Origin of the sequence: Vibrio sp. Of14-4 (assembly GCF_022347625.1) — a bacterium.
GTDB classification, from domain to species: domain Bacteria; phylum Pseudomonadota; class Gammaproteobacteria; order Enterobacterales; family Vibrionaceae; genus Vibrio; species Vibrio pristinus.
Genome location: NZ_JAKRGI010000015.1, coordinates 66,374 through 83,888 on the forward strand (window position 1 = coordinate 66,374; position 17,515 = coordinate 83,888).

The 17,515-nt window shown below is 43.7% G+C and carries 19 protein-coding genes; 14 read left to right on the forward strand and 5 right to left on the reverse strand.

Annotated elements, in window-relative coordinates; all coding sequences use genetic code 11:
- The first annotated feature begins 22 nt into the window (after positions 1-22).
- From MHN79_RS14905 to MHN79_RS14935, 7 genes are all read left to right on the forward strand, one after another.
- A complete protein-coding gene (locus MHN79_RS14905; protein WP_239173529.1) occupies positions 23-511 on the forward strand; it encodes a hypothetical protein in 489 nt (162 codons plus the stop codon).
- Positions 512-520: 9 nt separating this feature from the next.
- Positions 521-1,420 (forward strand): hypothetical protein, encoded by a 900-nt coding sequence (locus tag MHN79_RS14910; protein ID WP_239173530.1) that lies wholly within the window; start codon positions 521-523, stop codon positions 1,418-1,420.
- Positions 1,411-1,758 (forward strand): hypothetical protein, encoded by a 348-nt coding sequence (locus MHN79_RS14915; protein ID WP_239173531.1) that lies wholly within the window; start codon positions 1,411-1,413, stop codon positions 1,756-1,758. Before MHN79_RS14910 ends, MHN79_RS14915 begins: the two co-directional genes overlap by 10 nt.
- Positions 1,722-2,519, forward strand: a complete 798-nt coding sequence (locus MHN79_RS14920) for an OmpA family protein (protein WP_239173532.1) — start codon at positions 1,722-1,724, stop codon at positions 2,517-2,519. The genes MHN79_RS14915 and MHN79_RS14920 overlap by 37 nt, the downstream gene beginning before the upstream one ends.
- 84 nt (positions 2,520-2,603) lie before the next feature.
- Positions 2,604-2,855 carry a DUF6482 family protein gene (locus tag MHN79_RS14925; protein WP_114786396.1) on the forward strand — a complete coding sequence of 84 codons (252 nt, stop codon included), beginning with the start codon at positions 2,604-2,606 and terminating at the stop codon, positions 2,853-2,855.
- A 199-nt stretch (positions 2,856-3,054) separates the two neighbouring features.
- On the forward strand, positions 3,055-3,762 hold the full coding sequence (locus MHN79_RS14930) for an AraC family transcriptional regulator (protein ID WP_239173533.1): 708 nt from the start codon (positions 3,055-3,057) through the stop codon (positions 3,760-3,762).
- A gap of 114 nt (positions 3,763-3,876) precedes the next feature.
- Positions 3,877-4,812 carry an EamA family transporter gene (locus tag MHN79_RS14935; protein WP_239173534.1) on the forward strand — a complete coding sequence of 312 codons (936 nt, stop codon included), beginning with the start codon at positions 3,877-3,879 and terminating at the stop codon, positions 4,810-4,812.
- On the opposite strand, the gene MHN79_RS14940 is transcribed toward MHN79_RS14935, so the two are convergent.
- Genes MHN79_RS14940 through MHN79_RS14960 form a run of 5 tightly spaced genes read right to left on the reverse strand, consistent with a single transcriptional unit; the run spans position 4,792 to position 9,733 of the window.
- Positions 4,792-5,685 (reverse strand): hydroxymethylglutaryl-CoA lyase, encoded by an 894-nt coding sequence (locus MHN79_RS14940; protein WP_239173563.1) that lies wholly within the window; start codon positions 5,683-5,685, stop codon positions 4,792-4,794. The genes MHN79_RS14935 and MHN79_RS14940 overlap by 21 nt on opposite strands.
- Before the next feature lie 8 nt (positions 5,686-5,693).
- Positions 5,694-6,506, reverse strand: a complete 813-nt coding sequence (locus MHN79_RS14945) for an enoyl-CoA hydratase/isomerase family protein (protein ID WP_239173535.1) — start codon at positions 6,504-6,506, stop codon at positions 5,694-5,696.
- Positions 6,507-6,515: 9 nt separating this feature from the next.
- Complete coding sequence (locus MHN79_RS14950) at positions 6,516-8,120, reverse strand: carboxyl transferase domain-containing protein (protein ID WP_239173536.1); 1,605 nt, start codon at positions 8,118-8,120, stop codon at positions 6,516-6,518.
- Between the two features lie 10 nt (positions 8,121-8,130).
- The gene (locus tag MHN79_RS14955) at positions 8,131-9,300 is read right to left on the reverse strand and encodes an isovaleryl-CoA dehydrogenase (protein WP_239173537.1); all 1,170 of its coding nucleotides are present in this window, start codon (positions 9,298-9,300) and stop codon (positions 8,131-8,133) included.
- Positions 9,301-9,355: 55 nt separating this feature from the next.
- Positions 9,356-9,733 carry a MerR family DNA-binding transcriptional regulator gene (locus tag MHN79_RS14960; protein ID WP_114786443.1) on the reverse strand — a complete coding sequence of 126 codons (378 nt, stop codon included), beginning with the start codon at positions 9,731-9,733 and terminating at the stop codon, positions 9,356-9,358.
- A 246-nt stretch (positions 9,734-9,979) separates the two neighbouring features.
- Here MHN79_RS14960 and MHN79_RS14965 point away from each other — a divergent pair, with 246 nt between their 5' ends.
- The 7 genes from MHN79_RS14965 to MHN79_RS14995 are packed head-to-tail and all read left to right on the forward strand — an operon-like array spanning position 9,980 to position 17,507.
- A complete protein-coding gene (locus MHN79_RS14965; protein WP_239173538.1) occupies positions 9,980-11,191 on the forward strand; it encodes an acetyl-CoA C-acyltransferase in 1,212 nt (403 codons plus the stop codon).
- 19 nt (positions 11,192-11,210) lie between these two features.
- The gene (locus tag MHN79_RS14970) at positions 11,211-12,704 is read left to right on the forward strand and encodes a CoA-acylating methylmalonate-semialdehyde dehydrogenase (RefSeq protein ID WP_239173564.1); all 1,494 of its coding nucleotides are present in this window, start codon (positions 11,211-11,213) and stop codon (positions 12,702-12,704) included.
- 11 nt (positions 12,705-12,715) lie between these two features.
- Positions 12,716-13,870 carry an acyl-CoA dehydrogenase family protein gene (locus MHN79_RS14975; RefSeq protein WP_239173539.1) on the forward strand — a complete coding sequence of 385 codons (1,155 nt, stop codon included), beginning with the start codon at positions 12,716-12,718 and terminating at the stop codon, positions 13,868-13,870.
- 18 nt (positions 13,871-13,888) lie between these two features.
- On the forward strand, positions 13,889-14,677 hold the full coding sequence (locus MHN79_RS14980) for an enoyl-CoA hydratase (RefSeq protein WP_239173540.1): 789 nt from the start codon (positions 13,889-13,891) through the stop codon (positions 14,675-14,677).
- Positions 14,678-14,685: 8 nt separating this feature from the next.
- The gene (locus tag MHN79_RS14985; RefSeq protein ID WP_239173541.1) at positions 14,686-15,816 is read left to right on the forward strand and encodes an enoyl-CoA hydratase/isomerase family protein; all 1,131 of its coding nucleotides are present in this window, start codon (positions 14,686-14,688) and stop codon (positions 15,814-15,816) included.
- A 17-nt stretch (positions 15,817-15,833) separates the two neighbouring features.
- Positions 15,834-16,736: a 3-hydroxyisobutyrate dehydrogenase gene (gene mmsB / locus MHN79_RS14990; RefSeq protein WP_114786408.1), complete on the forward strand. Its 903-nt coding sequence runs from the start codon at positions 15,834-15,836 to the stop codon at positions 16,734-16,736.
- A gap of 12 nt (positions 16,737-16,748) precedes the next feature.
- A complete protein-coding gene (locus tag MHN79_RS14995; RefSeq protein WP_160930931.1) occupies positions 16,749-17,507 on the forward strand; it encodes an SDR family oxidoreductase in 759 nt (252 codons plus the stop codon).
- Positions 17,508-17,515 lie beyond the last annotated feature (8 nt).

Genomic DNA, 17,515 nt, shown 5'->3' on the forward strand with positions numbered 1-17,515 from the left:
TCAGAAATTGGATAGTTGTAAAATGTCGCTTAATCCTTTGCTAAAACTAAGTTTGGCTTTAGTATTATTATTGAACTTTTCTAATTTAAGCTATGCACAGTCATTAAGTGGTGGATTATTAGAAAATATATTTTTTAGCAAGAGTGAACGTTTGCAAGTTACTTTCGGTAATTTAAATAAATACTCTGAAAATTATAGAGTGTCTGTTAGCAAGCTGAATTTTAAACCTAGCGATGTCAATAGTCTTGTTAATAAGATCGATAAAGATAATAGCGATAAGCAACTATCCAAGTTTTTTAGTGACGTAAAACCTGAAAGTACGACTAAAAAAAAACTGAATAAAAAAATTAAATTACCTGCAGGAAAAACACGTAAAGTTAAAGTCCCAGTATTTAATCTAGAAAAAAATAAACTGAACTTTTATCGTATTTGTAGTGAGTCTGAACCTAAAGGTGGTTATGTATACGAGGTGTGCACGCACTCTGTTATATACTACTCTTATCCAAACTGATTCTGATATATGAAATACTTGATTTTCGTTTTTTTAATTATGTTTTCAAACTTATCCTTGGCTGATCGATGTTATGATAAGGTTGTTAGAAATACTGTTAACGATAGATACCTAACAGAGGGTACTCGTTATGTTGATATGACTATTTGTACTTATCTAGTTGATGGTAAATCAGAGGGAGATAGTCCCGTACTCATATTTGCTATGAAGCTAAACGAAGCTGATCATGTAAAGTTTAAGCATCGAGTCAGGGTGATTGCTTCTGGAGCTGCGTCTAATCCATGTATTATCGGTAGAAGAGGTGAGTACAGTTCAGCCATCAACTATAATCCTACTGAAAGTGAATGTAACTCAAGTAATAATTACGTCTCTATGAGGTTTAATTTTCGCCCTGAAGGACATGATAATGACTCTAGCGAAACCCCCATGTTGATTATATTCAAGATGGATGCATCGCAAGCAACAAACGATAGATTTGTTGATTTAAAGATAGGAAATGAAATTATACTAGATCAAGTGCTTTATTTTGAGTATGAACCAGAAAAGATTGAAAATGCTCCAGACTCCTGCAGTATAGAAGTTTATGGAAACACTGGTGGAATGATTTTTAATGACACTGATGATATTAACAGTAAATATTTGGACGCCAGGTTGTATTCTTCAGGTGGAAGTTTTAAGTTAACACATAAAAGTAACAATGATCAGTTAAAACAAAGTTTTTTAGGTTATTATGGTTACTTTTATGATTATAATGAAAATAAATTTGTCGATACAAGATGGGTGATGAAAAATGATGATCATCGTCTTGTTGGTAATAATGATATTAGAATCGCCCCAAAATATAATATTAATAGAAGTGATTTATTACCTGGTGAATATATAACCACATTGGAAATCGTGTGCGAGTAATATTTCTAATCGTTAGTTTATTATCATTTCATACTCTGGCACATATGCAAGGCCCAAGAGAATTAAATCAAGTGGTGTATAGTCAATTTCCTCAAGTTGAATTAACACTAGGAAATTTATATGACATCGATAAAGTCTATTCCCTAGAGGTGAATGGATATTTAGTAGAGGAAGCTATTCGTCTGAAAGGAAATCAAGTTACGAAACAGTTAATACAGCTGCCGAAAGTTGAGCCAAATAAAGTGAATCGTTTTAGAGTTTGCTCTATGACTGCAGCGACACAAGAGGTAAGAAGTAAAATATGTTCAAGAGTCAATGTTTATTATCCGCAGCGATAATTCTCACTCTTTGGTTAGATGTTGTTTCGGCGGCAGGCTTTAGTATTCCCGGTGCGTCAGTGCCTGGAGGGTACGATCGCGTAACCACTTCTGATGGCGTGACCTGTGAATCAACCATAGCCAGTAGCTCTTATGTTCAAGCAGGCTTGATGGGTGTCACTGAAGACAGTGACTACAACCGTGTTACCACCCCAAACTATTCGGCCAATATCGAAAATAAGGATGAGGTTGGTGCGTATGTTCAAGTGGTGATCCCCTTTGGTGGCGGAAAGCGTGAACGTTTAAACTGTAATCGCCTTTACAATATTGAAATCGATAGGCTAAAAGCACAGATTGAAAAACTCAAAGCGGAAGCCAGCCTAGGTGACATTTGGGCGCAGGCGAGTGAAGAACAGGAGAAAAGCATTCCTGAGATGATCACAGTTGATGAAACACGCGGGACTGCACTTTTCGATGTCGATGGCTACTCGCTGAACTCATCGTTTACTCATAAGTTTAACGATGTGGTTTTTACACTTCTTGATAACGATCAAGCGAAAGTTAAGGTTATCGTACACACTGACTCTGGTTTACCAGAGAGTGAAGAGCTGGATCTTGCCGAGCAACGAGCAGACTCTATCGCAAAGTATCTAGAGAGTAGAGGCATTGAGAAAAGCCGGATAAAAGTACTCGCAAGAGGTAACCTTTACCCCGTAGAGTCGAGTGATACCCAAGAAGGCCGAAACGCAAATACTAGGGTTGAATTTATCATTAGTAAGTAAGCTGACGACGACAAATCGGGTTTAAGTAATCTATTTTCTGATTCACAACGTACAAAACCATAGACTCACAGTGGAGAAGACAAAATGGAATTGCAAATCGAATCATTGGAAGGTGGCATTTATTTAGCTTACTCGGTGGACGGTGACGAGAAGATGTTACTGCGTGATGGCAATCATGACCCGCTTAAATTCTCGAGCTTATGTCAAGCGAAGGAGCATTTTAAAGACCAGCAGTACCACAGTGCTTGCCTGGTTCACCTCAGCGCTTATGACGAGATGTGTGGTGAAAATATCGCAGCGGGTATCCCTCTCAAAACAGACCTTCAATGGTACTAAGCGACTCCTACCAAAGCTTATTAGGCCAGCACTCTTGCGGTGTTGGCTTTCTTTATATTAGTATCCCACAAACACGATTATTAAAATAGTCGTCCCCCTAAATGTGTATGCTCAGCAAGGTGTATTATTCATAATGCATTTGTCTTTTTTAAATTTTTATTGATTACTCTATTTCAGCATCAAGGAATGTGATTCGATCGTGAAAAATAGCCTCTCTATACGAGCGTATACCCGTCAAAAGCATGGTCACAAACATGACTACCATCAATTGGTACTGCCTGTAGCTGGCGTAATCGATATTGAACTGGAGAGTTACGTAGGAAGCGTTTCTGTTGGCGAATGTATTGTCATTCCTGCGGGAATCTGTCACCACTTTCGCGCCCATGAATCCGCTCGTTTTGTAGTTGCCGACTTAAACGAGTTACCACCAAATTTACTTGATACGGCAAGTTTGGTATTTCCCATATCGGCGCCTCTCTTATCCTACTTATCGTTTGTCGAGTCTCAGCTGCAACATAGGGTCGAAGATACTCTTGAAGAGTCTATGATGTTTATGTTCATTCAACTTATGCTTCAACAATCTTGTGACATGAAGATAGATCGTAGAATTCGACTAGCAATACAAGTTATAGACAAGGATCTCAGTGATGAAATTAGCATTGACTCATTAGCTGCAAAGGCTTGCCTTAGTCCAACACAATTTAAGAAGTTGTTTAAGCTTTCTACAGGCCAAAGCGTGATGCAATATGTTGTCAAGCAGCGTATGGAAAAAGCGAAAGCTTTATTAACTCACACTGATATCCCAGTTCAACTAATCTCGGAAGCGGTTGGGTATTCCGACCTGTCGGCATTTAGTCGGCGGTTTTCTCTGTTTTTTGGTCTTTCACCCAAAGCAATGCGTGGTTGAATGTTTGATTAATTGTTGAGTCTTTAAAGCCAACTTTAGTGTCTTATCTGCAAAGTGTGTCTAATCTTTTTTCATTATCATTTGTGCATTAACCGCATACAAAAGAAAATGGTAATGAAACTCACGATACATCAAAAACAGAGAAAAGTTGGCATAGGTTTGATTTTATTCTCGTCTTTGCTTTGGGGAACAACAGGAACGGCTGCTTCATTGATCCCCAATGTAAGTCCTTTGGCGATTGGCGGATTTTCTATGGGCTTAGGCGGTTTATTATTAGCATTGCTAGCGCGAAAAACAATCATTAGCGATAGGATGATATTGAATGAAAACAGGTGGTTAGTTTGTATTGGAGCCTTAGCCTTAGCGGTTTATCCTCTCGCTTTTTATACCTCGATGAAGATGGCTGGAGTGGCTATCGGTACGGTCGTGTCTATATCTAGTGCGCCATTGTTTGTTGCTATCATAGAACGTCTTTATAGCAAAAATAATACAGTGGATTTACTTTGGACCTTCAGTCTTCTTATCGGCACATTAGGCATAAGTTTACTGGTCTTTTCAGACTCATCTGTCGCTATAGAATCGTCTGAGATAGATCATCATATTGGTATTAGCCTAGGGTTGTTAGCCGGTTTGACTTACGCGATTTATGCATGGGTGGCGAGAGATCTGATTACTAAAGGGGCGCATTCAAAATCTGCGATGGGAAGTGTTTTTGGTTTAGGTGCTGTATTTCTTATCCCTTCACTTATTTTTACTGGCGATGGGCTATTTGACACACAATTAAGCACTTCAGTTGCTTTATATATGGCGTTAGTCCCAATGTTTCTAGGGTATGTCTGCTTTGGGTATGGTTTAAAAGTGGTGTCAGCAAGTCAGGCAAGCTTACTTACGCTTTTTGAACCTGTTGTTGCGACTGTATTTGCAGTAAGTATAGTTGGTGAGCGTATCGAAGCGTCTGGGTGGGTAGGTATAGGGCTGATCATGATATGTTTACTACTGCAATCACATCAGCCCAAGAGCCAGTCTGATCTAGCGTTGCAAGGCGAGTGATACTTTGGATGTTGGCTTTCTACCCAGCGTATCACTGATATCCCAACCAGCTTGAGCAAGCAGGTGTAGATCGATTCCAGTATCTATACCTAAGCCATGGCACAGGTAAACGACATCCTCTGTGGAGACATTACCGGAAGCTCCAGCAGCATATGGGCAACCGCCAAGTCCAGCAACACTGCTGTCTATCACTCTAATACCCATTTGCAGGGATTGGTAAATATTAGCTAATGCCTGCCCATAGGTGTCATGAAAGTGAACGGCGATGCGCTCAAGAGGAACTTCTTTACTCACAGCTTCTATGACTCTAGCTGTTCGCATCGGCGTACCTGTGCCTATGGTGTCGCCGAGAGATACTTCATAGCAACCCAGATCAATGAGGGAGCGAGCTACTTTTGCAACCTCGTTTGGATCAGTTGGTCCATCATAGGGGCAATCAAGGATACAAGATAAATAACCCCTAACAGGAATATCCAGTTGTCGGGCTTGTTCTATTAAGGGTCTAAACCTTTCCAAACTTTCTTCAATGGAGCAATTGATGTTTTTTTGGCAAAACCCTTCAGAGGCCGAAGTAAATACTGCGACCTCATCTGCTTTGGCCGCTATTGCGGTTTCTAATCCCTTTAAATTAGGGGCTAGGGCACTGTAGCAAATATTAGGTTGACGCTTAATTTGCTGCATTACCTCCAATGAGTCCGCCATCTGTGGCACCCATTTGGGTGACACAAATGCGCCCGCTTCAATAAATTTAAGCCCGCAGGATGAAAGCTGATCAATGAGCTTTACTTTAGCTTCTGTTGATACTGCTTTCTCATTTTGCAGGCCATCACGAGGTCCAACTTCAACAATTTTTACTGACTGAGGCAGATCTATTTTTGGGATCATGGTTGCCCCTCACTTACCCAGCTCGCAGAGCGCTTCTCAAAAAATGCGCTCAGCCCTTCTTTCCCCTGTTCTGATACCCTAACTTTTGCAATAAGCTCACTAGTATAATCAATCAGCTCATGCGTCAATGGTTTAGACTCGCATTGTTGAATAAGGAGCTTAGTCTTTGTCATTGCCACAGGGCTGTTAACAAGTAGGTGGGAAAGAATGTGCTCTCGGCGTTCGCTGATTTGCTCTGAAGAGACGACTTCATGAATCAGCCCCATATGCAGGGCTTGCATCGCATCAAATCGCTCAGCCGTCAACATGTAGCGTCTTGATTGGCGAGCACCAATACTACGATTCACGTAGGGGCCAATGGTTGCAGGCACTAAGCCTAATTTTACTTCGCTGAGACAAAAGAGTGCGCTGTCATCTGCCAACGCAATATCACAGCAACAGATTAGCCCTAATGCTCCGCCAAAGGCGCAGCCGTGGACAAGAGCAAGAGTCGGATGCGGGAAATTGTCTAAACATTGCATCAAAAACGCTAACCTAGATGCGTCTTGGCGGTTTTCTTGCTCAGTTTTACTTGCCATAGATTTCATCCATGCCAAATCAGCACCGGCAGAAAAATGTTTGCCGTTTCCTTGCAGTACTAGACATCGAACTGACTCATCATGAGCCAGTGATTCGATGGATTCAATTAATGCTTCGATGACTTCGGCATTAAAAGCATTGTGTTTTTCAATGCGATTTAGCGTCAAGGTTGCAATGCCACGTGAATCAATATGGCAGTCTAGGTATGTCCTATCCTTGGTGTTGTTCATACCGTTTCCTTACATTCTGAAGATGCCAAATTGACTATCAGGAATAGGCGCTTGAGCCGCCGCTTTGAGTGCTTGTGCTAATATGTCACGGGTCTGTTTCGGATCGATAATTCCATCGTCCCACAGTCTTGCACTGGCATAGTATGGGTGGCCTTGCTGCTCATACAATTCGACAATTCCTTTCTTGAATTGATTTTCTTGAATGTCAGACCATGGCTCACCTTGGCGCTTCAACACCTCGCGTTTGACTTGGGTTAGAACCCCAGCTGCCTGTTCACCGCCCATCACAGATATTCTGGCATTGGGCCACATCCACATTAGAGTAGGGTCATATGCTCGGCCACACATTCCATAATTACCTGCGCCGTATGAGCCGCCGATAATAATGGTAAACTTAGGCACATCAGCGCAGGCGACTGCCATAACGAGCTTAGCGCCATGTTTGGCAATACCGCCTTCTTCAACTTTTTTCCCAACCATGAAACCGGTTATGTTTTGCAAAAATAACAGAGGGATCTTACGTTTTGCGCACAGCTCGATAAAGTGAGCACCTTTCTGTGCGGATTCAGCAAACAAAATGCCATTGTTGGCGACGATCCCGATCAGCCTGCCTTCAATTCGAGCAAATCCACAAACGAGCGTTGTACCAAATAAGGCTTTAAACTCATCAAAGTCTGAGTCATCGACGATACGTGCAATTACTTCTCGAACATCGAAAGACAGGCGTAGGTCTGAATTGACGATGCCATATATTTCTTCAGCTGGCAGTCTTGGGGGGAGAGCTGTGTCGACAGGAGCCTGATTTGCCACTTGATTACAGCTTGATAGTGCTTCACGAGCCATGTGCATCGCTTGTTGCTCATTTTCTGCGTAGTAATCGGCAACACCAGATTTCCTACAGTGAACATCGGCACCGCCAAGCTCTTCATCTGTCACAATCTCACCAGTGGCTGCTTTGACAAGCGGAGGACCTGCCAAGAAAATCGTGCCTTGTTTTTTGACGATTACAGACACATCTGCCATGGCAGGTATATAGGCGCCCCCCGCAGTACAAGGACCTAACACAACCGCAATTTGTGGTATGCCCTTGGCTGACATACGCGCCTGATTAAAGAATATCCGCCCAAAATGATCTTTGTCAGGAAACACTTCGGCTTGATGTGGGAGGTTAGCACCGCCAGAGTCGACCAAGTAGACGCAAGGTAGATTGCATCGTTCCGCTATTTCTTGTGCTCTAAGGTGTTTTTTGACGGTGAGCGGGTAGTAAGTTCCACCTTTAACAGAAGGGTCGTTTGCAAGAACCATACAAGGTACACCCTTGATTTGGCCAATTCCTGCCACGACGCCAGCACATGGGACGGACTCTTCGTATACCTCCCATGCCGCAAATTGGCCCACTTCTAAGAAATCTGATCCTGGATCAAGCAGAAGATCGATACGTTCGCGAACAGGCAATTTTCCTTTCTTGCGCTGTCTTTCAACGGCTTTTGGGCCTCCACCTTGTTTAAGGCTCTCTAGATCTGCACTGAGTTTTTCTACAAGCCCTGTCATTGCTTGCTGGTTTTTAACAAACAATGGGGAATCGGTTTTTATTTTAGTTTTAATGACTGCCATAACATCCTCGTTAGCGTGACTCTTCAAACAGCTCACGCCCAATAAGCATCCTGCGAATTTCTGACGTTCCTGCACCAATTTCATAAAGTTTTGCGTCTCTTAATAAACGCCCGGCAGGGAATTCATTGATATAGCCGTTGCCACCAAGTAACTGGATAGCATCTAGGGCAATTTGAGTGGCCATTTCCGCGCTGTATAAGATAGCTCCAGCTGCGTCTTTTCTGGTTGTTTCTCCTCGGTCACATGCGCTTGCTACGGCGTAAACATAAGAGCGCGCGGCATTAGCTCGGGTGTACATATCTGCAACCTTTGCTTGGATTAACTGAAACTCGCCAATAGAACGACCAAATTGCTTGCGGTCATGGACATAAGGAACCACGAGATCAAGACAGGCTTGCATAATGCCAAGTGGGCCTGCTGCAAGTACGACACGTTCATAATCCAATCCGCTCATAAGAACTCTTACGCCTTGATTTACCTCGCCAAGGACATTTTCAACCGGCACTTTACAGTTATTGAATACCAGCTCACAGGTATTCGATCCCCTCATCCCAAGTTTGTCTAGCTTTTGAGCATGACTAAAGCCTTCAAAATCCCTTTCGATGATAAAAGCAGTAATCCCTTTCGATGCTGCGGAAGGGTCAGTTTTTGCGTACACAACAAGAACATGAGCATCTGGACCATTAGTGATCCACATCTTGTTACCATTAAGTACATAGTGATCACCTTTAAGCTCGGCCTTAAGTTGCATGCTTACCACGTCAGAACCAGCATTGGGTTCACTCATAGCCAAAGCACCAATGTGCTCACCACTAATTAGTTTCGGTAGATATTTTTCTCGTTGGGCAGCATTGCCATTGCGAAATATTTGGTTCACACATAAATTTGAGTGGGCACCATAGCTCAAAGCGACGGAGGCTGAAGCTCGGCTAATTTCCTCCATCGCCACCACATGAGCAAGATAGCCCATACCAGCACCACCAAACTCTTCATCAACTGTGACACCAAGCAATCCCATTGCTCCCATTTCAGCCCAAAGATGGTTGGGAAACTGGTTTTCTTCGTCCACTTTAGCCGCTATAGGGGCTATCTGCTCTCGAGCAAAAGCATTGACGTGCTCTCTCAACATGTTGATTGACTCGTCGAGTCCGAAATTGAGAGGGGTGTATTGAGATATCATATCGCCTCCGATTGGCTGATTTTCTGTTAAGCACAACATCCATATTGATGACAGTTCAACTTGCTTTAGAACGCTCTAAAGCCTCTTCACATCGTTTTCGAGCAGTATTCAAATCTTCTAAGACTATCGTGATGTCTTCCAACTGACGTTTGAGTACGGCTTCCTTGTCGTCGATGATTTTGAGCATTTTTATTAATTGAGTATCCAGCTGATTTGTATCGTAAAGCTCCAACAAGTCACGGATCTCGGCGAGCGAAAAACCCAGCCGTTTTCCTCGTAAAATCAGTTTGAGACGAACTTTGTCTCTACGTTGATAGACGCGCATACTTCCTTTGCGTTCAGGTTGAATAAGGCCCATATCTTCGTAAAAGCGGATACTTCTTGTTGTGATATCAAACTCTTTTGCGAGCTCGCTGATTTTGTAGGTTCCCACCAGGTGAAACTCCCCAAGTTTGGTGATAGACAATCACACTGTCCGCTACGACGGTAAAAAAGATTTTACAGTTTGCGAATGTGTTTGTTTACGTTAACGTAAATGTTAGTGCTATGCTTACGTAAACGTCAAGGAATAAACGTGCAAAAATTTAATGGCCTAACGAGTAAAAGTGATGCTTAAGACAGTCGCAACGCAATTGCTTGATGGGCTGAGCCGTTTTTAAACCGTCATGAGGAGTAGGGAATGGAACAGAAAGAGATTTGGATCGTAGCGGCGAAGAGAACCCCAATGGGTCGTTTTCAAGGCATGCTATCTGAATATTCTTCGCCTCAGCTAGGGGCTATGGCAATCAAAGCTGCTGTTGAAGAGCACCCGGAAGTTGCTGGATTGATAAACGAAGTGTACATGGGGTGCGTGTTACCAGCAGGAACAGGTCAAGCGCCAGCAAGACAAGCCGCGCTAGGGGCAGGTTTGGATGAAGCTGTCGGTTGTACGACGGTCAACAAAGTGTGCGGGTCAGGAATGAAATCCGTGATGCTGGCACATGATCTTATCCGAGCTGGAAGTGCTAACTGTGTCCTTGCTGGTGGTATGGAAAGTATGACCAATGCCCCTTATCTTCTCAAAGAAGCACGGTCTGGGATGCGCATGGGGCACAAATCCAGCTACGATCACATGTTCCTTGATGGTCTTCAGGATGCTTATCAAGGTGAGTTGATGGGCGTATTTGGTCAACAAATTGCGGATAAGTTGGAGTTTACGCGCCAGAACATGGATGAGTGGGCATCACTTTCTGTTGGCAGAGCGATGCAAGCGCAGCAGCAAAAGTTATTCGACGATGAAATGGTCTCTGTATCTTTGCGAAATGGTGAAGTACTGGATTATGACGAGCAACCGCCATCTATAAAACCAGAGAAAATTCAACAACTTAAACCTACATTTGCTAAAGATGGAACTATCACAGCGGCAAACTCTAGTGCCATTTCTGACGGGGCTGCAGCGCTTGTCGTGATGGATGGACAGTTAGCTCAGCAGAAAGGCTTGAAACCACTAGCAATAATCAAGGGGCATGCTACTCATGCTCGTCAACCATCTGAATTTACTATTGCACCAGTGCACGCTATTGAGCATTTGCTCTCCCAGCTTGATTGGGATATTGATGAAGTAGATCTGTGGGAAATCAATGAAGCCTTCGCCGTCGTAACTCAGATTGCCGTTAAGCAACTTGGTCTTGATAGTGAAAAAGTGAACGTAAAAGGCGGAGCTTGTGCACTAGGTCACCCGATTGGTGCAAGCGGTGCAAGAATTATCGTGACTTTGATTCATAGCTTGCGTCAGCTTCAAAAATTAAGTGGTGATGGCAGTTCGAAAGAAAAACGTGTGATGAAGGGTATCGCATCACTGTGTATTGGTGGTGGTGAAGCAACCGCTATTGGAATAGAAATACCATTATAATAAACAAGGATAATCAATGATGATTCAGTCAGTTCCCTTATTCATTGGTGGAGAATTCTGCCAGTCTCAAACAACCGAGTGGGTTGAGGTCACAAATCCAGCCACAAGCGAAGTGATTGCTAAGGTTCCATGTGCAACAGAACAAGAAATGGAACATGCAATAAAAAATGCTGCAGAGACCTTTAAATCATGGAAGGACGTGGCGATATCAGAGCGCGCACGTGTCATGCTTCGTTATCAGCATTTACTTAAAGAGCATCATGATGAGCTTGCAGAGCTACTTTCAAAAGAAACAGGCAAAATTTTAATTGATGCGAAAGGTGATGTTTGGCGAGGGATTGAAGTCGTTGAACAAGCAGCCAATATTGCCAGTAACATGATGGGTGAGACAGTTGAAAATGTTGCAACAGATATCGATTCTTACTCAATGATTCAACCGCTTGGTGTTTGCTGTGGTATTACGCCGTTTAACTTTCCAGCCATGATCCCTTTGTGGATGTTCCCACTAGCCATTGCAGCCGGAAATACCTTTGTTCTTAAGCCATCAGAGCAGGTGCCTCTTACCGCGATGAGGTTAGCAGAACTATTTGAACAAGCCGGCGCCCCTAAAGGTGTGTTGCAAGTCGTTCATGGCAGAAAAGAGCAAGTTGATACTTTGCTAAAGCATCCTACCATCCGAGCTGTTTCTTTTGTCGGGTCTGTTCCCGTCGCTCAATACATTTACAAAACGGGTACAGACTATAACAAACGAGTTCAAGCTTTTGCAGGCGCAAAGAACCATATGGTCGTTATGCCTGATGCGAATAAGGCACAGGTAATCAACAACTTGGTTGGCAGCTCAGTCGGTGCAGCTGGACAGCGCTGTATGGCGATTTCAGTGGCTGTATTTGTGGGTAGCACAAAAGAATGGATCGAAGACCTGAAAACAGAGATGGCTAAGATGCAGCCTGGTGCGTGGAATGACGATAAAGCTGCATATGGTCCGCTTATCAGCAGAGAAGCGAAAAACCGCGTGGTAGCGCTCATTGAGGAAGGTAAAGCTCAAGGCGCTGTATGCCAGTTAGATGGAACTCAATGCAATGTTGAGGGAATGCCACAAGGAAATTGGTTAGGTCCGACGCTGTTTACAGGTGCTACGACAGATATGTCCATCTACGAGCAGGAAATTTTTGGACCTGTGTTAGTGTGTATGGAAGTCGATACCCTAGATGAGGCCATCGAGCTAATCAATAACAACCCATATGGGAATGGTACGTCGATATTTACTGCCAATGGTGCAGCAGCACGCAAATATCAGCATGAAATCCAAGTTGGACAAGTGGGAATCAACGTACCTATTCCTGTTCCACTGCCTTTCTTCTCATTTACAGGGTGGCGTGGCAGTTTTTATGGCGATTTACATGCATATGGAAAGCAAGCCGTTAGATTCTATACGGAAACCAAGACGGTTACTTCACGTTGGTTTGATGACGATATCCCGACCGGGCCAAATCTAACCATTCAGTTGCGATAGCGGGAGGCGAAATGGATTTTGAATTAAATGAAGACCAGCGCGCGTTCGCAGAAACGGCGCAGCAGTTCGCCATGGGGCAACTTGCTCCCATGGCGGCAGAATGGGATGAAAAGCAAGTATTTCCTAAGGATGTCATTAAAGCCGCCGGAGAACTGGGTTTTCTAAGTTTGTATACACCGGAAGATGAAGGTGGACTGCAATTAAGCCGATTAGATTCTTCGATTATCTTTGAACAACTTGCCATGGGCTGCACCTCAACCACGGCATTTATGACCATTCATAATATGGTGACATGGATGATTGCGAGCTTTGCTTCTAAAGAGGCCAAACAGTCTTTTTGTCCAAACCTGATTTCTGGGGAATGGCTAGGATCCTACTGTTTAACTGAGCCGAATGCGGGTTCAGATGCAGCATCGCTGACGACAAGCGCAAAAAAACAAGCTGATACTTACGTTATAAACGGTGGTAAAGCCTTTATCTCTGGCGCAGGCGATACGGATGTTCTTGTTGTGATGGCGCGTACAGGAGACCAATCGGCAAAAGGCATTTCAGCGTTTATTGTTCCTGCCGATGCTGATGGAATAAGTTACGGACGTAAAGAGCCTAAAATGGGGTGGAACAGTCAGCCTACTCGCGCGATTACCTTTGATAATGTTGTGGTGCCGGAGTACTTCCGCCTAGGTGAAGAGGGGGAAGGGTTCTCGATTGCGATGAAAGGCTTAGATGGTGGACGCATAAACATCGCGACTTGTTCTATTGGTACAGCGCAACAAGCTCTTAATGAGGCTCTGCAATACGTCAAAGAAAGAAAGCAGTTTGGTAAAGAGCTGGCTCACTTTCAAGGTTTGCAGTTTAAATTGGCTGACATGGTCACCGAGTTGGTTGCGGCCAGACAAATGGTGCGTTTAGCGGCGAGTAAATTAGATAATAAGGACTCGGAAGCTACGGCATATTGTGCGATGGCGAAACGGTTTGCGACAGATGTTGGATTTAAAATTTGCGATCAGGCTTTACAGCTCTACGGCGGGTATGGGTACATTAAAGAGTATCCTATGGAACGCCATTTTAGGGATGTTCGAGTTCATCAAATTCTCGAAGGAACCAATGAAATCATGCGTTTGATTATTGCTCGCCGTGTGCTATCAGAAGGCTCTCAGCTACTTTAATTTTAGGGACAGATTACAATGAATATTTCAGAGAGCGGTGCCATTGAGCACACTATCCAAAATCATGTGGCAATTGTCACCATGAATAATCCACCAGCTAACACCTGGACAGCGGAAAGCCTTACAGAGCTTAAACAGCTGGTTTTAGCGTTGAACGAGAATAAAGACGTTTATGCGTTAGTTTTAACTGGGCAGGGGGAGAAGTTTTTCTCTGCTGGAGCCGATTTAAAACTTTTTGCCAGTGGTGATAAAGCAGTAGCGGTTGATATGTCTCGTCTTTTTGGTGCGGCATTTGAAGCTTTATCGAGTTTTAGAGGCGTCTCCATTGCTGCAATTAATGGGTATGCCATGGGAGGGGGACTAGAAGTTGCACTTGCTTGTGATATTCGTATCGCCGAAGAGCAAGCCGTTATGGCGCTCCCAGAGGCGAAAGTTGGCCTGCTTCCATGTGCTGGGGGAACACAAAACTTAACAGCTTTGGTGGGTGAAGGTTGGGCGAAACGCATGATTTTGTGCGGAGAGCAAGTCACAGCAGAGCACGCTCTAAATATTAAATTGGTCGAGGAAGTTGTCAGTAAAGGCAATGTGCTAGATGCGGCAATAAGTCTTGCAGAAATGGTTGCTAATCAATCTCCATCTTCGGTGAAGGCCTGTAAATCTTTGATTCAAAATACCAGAACCAATCCCTTGGCTCATGGATTAGTCAGAGAACGTGAATTGTTTATCCAATTATTTGATACAGAGGATCAGACGGAAGGCGTGAATGCCTTTTTGGAGAAGCGTCCACCTCAATGGAAAAATAGATAGGGGGAGGTATGACAGCATTGGTTCGTTTTGAAGAGCTAAAGTGTAAAGAAGGAAATGCAAAGATTGGTGTCGCAACGCTTGATAATGCACCTTCGTTAAATGCTCTCAACTATGACATGTTGATGCAGCTTAAAACTCAGCTAGAGGTCTGGCATGAAGACGATAACATAGTTTGTGTTTTCCTTGAGGGGCAGGGAGAGAAAGCTTTTTGTGCTGGTGGTGATGTTCGCACTATGCACGATAAGATGAGTGGTGGTTCTTCTGATGAGATTGCATCGTATTGTACGTCTTTCTTTAAACTTGAATATGAATGCGATTACTTGATCCATACCTACTGCAAACCCATGATTGCTTGGGGACAGGGTATTGTGATGGGCGGAGGAATGGGACTCTTTATGGGGGCTAGCCATAAGGTGGTTACTCCAGAAAGTCGCCTCGCTATGCCGGAGATCAGTATCGGGCTTTACCCAGATGTTGGGGCCACATGGTTCTTGAATAAGTTAGATCCCGGAATTGGACTATTTCTTGGTATGACAGGGGTTATGGTCAACGCCACTGACGCATTGGGTATCGGGCTTGCCGATCACATTGTTCGTGTTGATGACAAAGCGGATTTACTCTCTTGTCTTAAAGACACGCCTTGGTCAGACATTGAAGATGTATATCAAGAAGTGAGCGTACTTCTCAATCAATTGAATGATAGAGTTAATGGACATCAGCCTGACCCACAAATGCTGCCTTTTATAGATGAAATAAAACAAGCATGCAATGCAGAAAATGTTACTCAAGTAAGTGAAAATATTCTCGGGTTGTCTGGAGAGACGAAATGGATGGAAATCGCTAAAAGCAATCATGCTTTGGGCAGTCCGATTACAGCGCATGTTTGTCATCGCCAATTGACACAATATCGTGATTTGTCGTTGGCAGATTGTTTTCGCCTTGAGCTCAGCTTGTCTGTTCGTAGCTGTTTGCTCGGCGAGTTCCGTGAGGGTGTGCGAGCCCGTCTAATTGATAAAGATAACCAGCCTAAATGGCGATATAGTCGAGTCGACAATGTTGATACAGGTACGATCAACAACTTGTTTAGCTCATTATGGGATGAAAATGACCACCCATTAGCGTCACTTGGTCACTACTAAAAATAAGGAAATTACTCATGAACACCATTGCGTTTATCGGTTTAGGTAATATGGGTGGACCCATGGCGGAGAATTTGTTGTCGGCAGGGTTTAATGTGCGAGTGTTTGATCTGATGCCAGAAGCGGTAAAAGTTTTAGAGTCAGCAGGCGCCTACGCAGCATCTTCTATCGCGGATGCAGTAAAAGACGCCGAATCAATCATTACTATGCTCCCCGCTAGCCAGCATGTAAAAGATGTATACCTCGGTGATAATAAAGGCTCGAAAGGGTTATTGGATTTGGTTGAAGATGGGGCATTTCTGATTGATTCATCAACCATTGATCCTCATTCAGCGAAAATGGTTGCTGAGAGCGCTGCACAAAAGGGCCTTGATTTTGTTGATGCTCCAGTATCTGGCGGTGTGGCTGGAGCTAAAGCTGGAACATTAACATTCATTGTTGGTGGCTCCGAGGCTGCTTTTTCTAAAGCTGAGAATGTGCTCAAACATATGGGTAAGAATATTTTCCATGCAGGTAAAGCGGGCGACGGACAAATGGGTAAAATATGTAACAATCTGATGTTAGGTATTTTAATGTCTGGTACTTGCGAAGCGCTGAATCTTGGCATTGATAATGGGCTTGATCCAAAAGTCTTATCTAACATTATGCTGCAGAGTTCTGGTCGCAATTGGGCTTTGGAACTTTATAATCCCTGTCCTGGTGTTATGGAGACTTCGCCAGCAAGTAATGACTATCGTCCAGGATTTATGAGTAAGCTGATGCTCAAAGACTTAGGACTTGGGTTAGATGCGGCTTCAATGAGCCAATCTTCGGTCCCAATGGGATCTCTCGCACGAAATCTGTATGCTTTTCATAACGCAAATGGTAATGAGGAGCTAGACTTTTCAAGTTTGTTCGAGTTTTATCAATCAGAAAAGTAATGGGGTACGCGAATGGAACTAAAACATAGTGTTATAGCTATTACTGGGGCCGGACAAGGTTTAGGTCAGATGATGGCGACAACATTGGCAAAAGCGGGAGCTGAATTAGCTTTACTCGATGTAAATGATGAAGCCTTGCTAAATACCAAGGAACAGTGCAATGTGTTGGGAGTGAAAGCATTGACCTATAAGGTTAATGTCACAAACGAGCAGCAAGTTGAGCAGGTATTTAGTGACATTGTGAGAGATTTCGGTCAACTGGACGGTTTGATTAATAATGCAGGTATCCTTCGAGATGGCCTATTGATCAAGGTGAAAGACGATGAAATGACCAAGATGTCTCTTGAGCAATTTAACTCAGTAATCGATGTAAACCTTAATGGCACCTTTCTCTGTGGCCGAGAAGCCGCTGCGCAGATGATCAATACCCAACGAAACGGAGTGATCATTAATATTTCCAGTGTTGCAAGAGCTGGGAATATTGGTCAGAGTAATTACGCTGCGTCGAAAGCTGCGGTAGCAACACTGGCGACCACGTGGGGTAAAGAGCTTGCTCGCTATGGAATTAGGGCCGCCGCCATTGCACCTGGTGTGATAGAAACATCGATGACGGGAGGAATGAAACCAGAAGCTCGTGAGCGTCTGGAGAAGATGGTTCCTGTTGGTCGTATGGGCTCCCCTGAAGAAATTGCTCAAACCGCCAAGTTCATTTTTGAGAATGATTACGTCAATGCTCGTGTATTCGAGGTTGATGGCGGAATCTTTATGTAAACAAACGT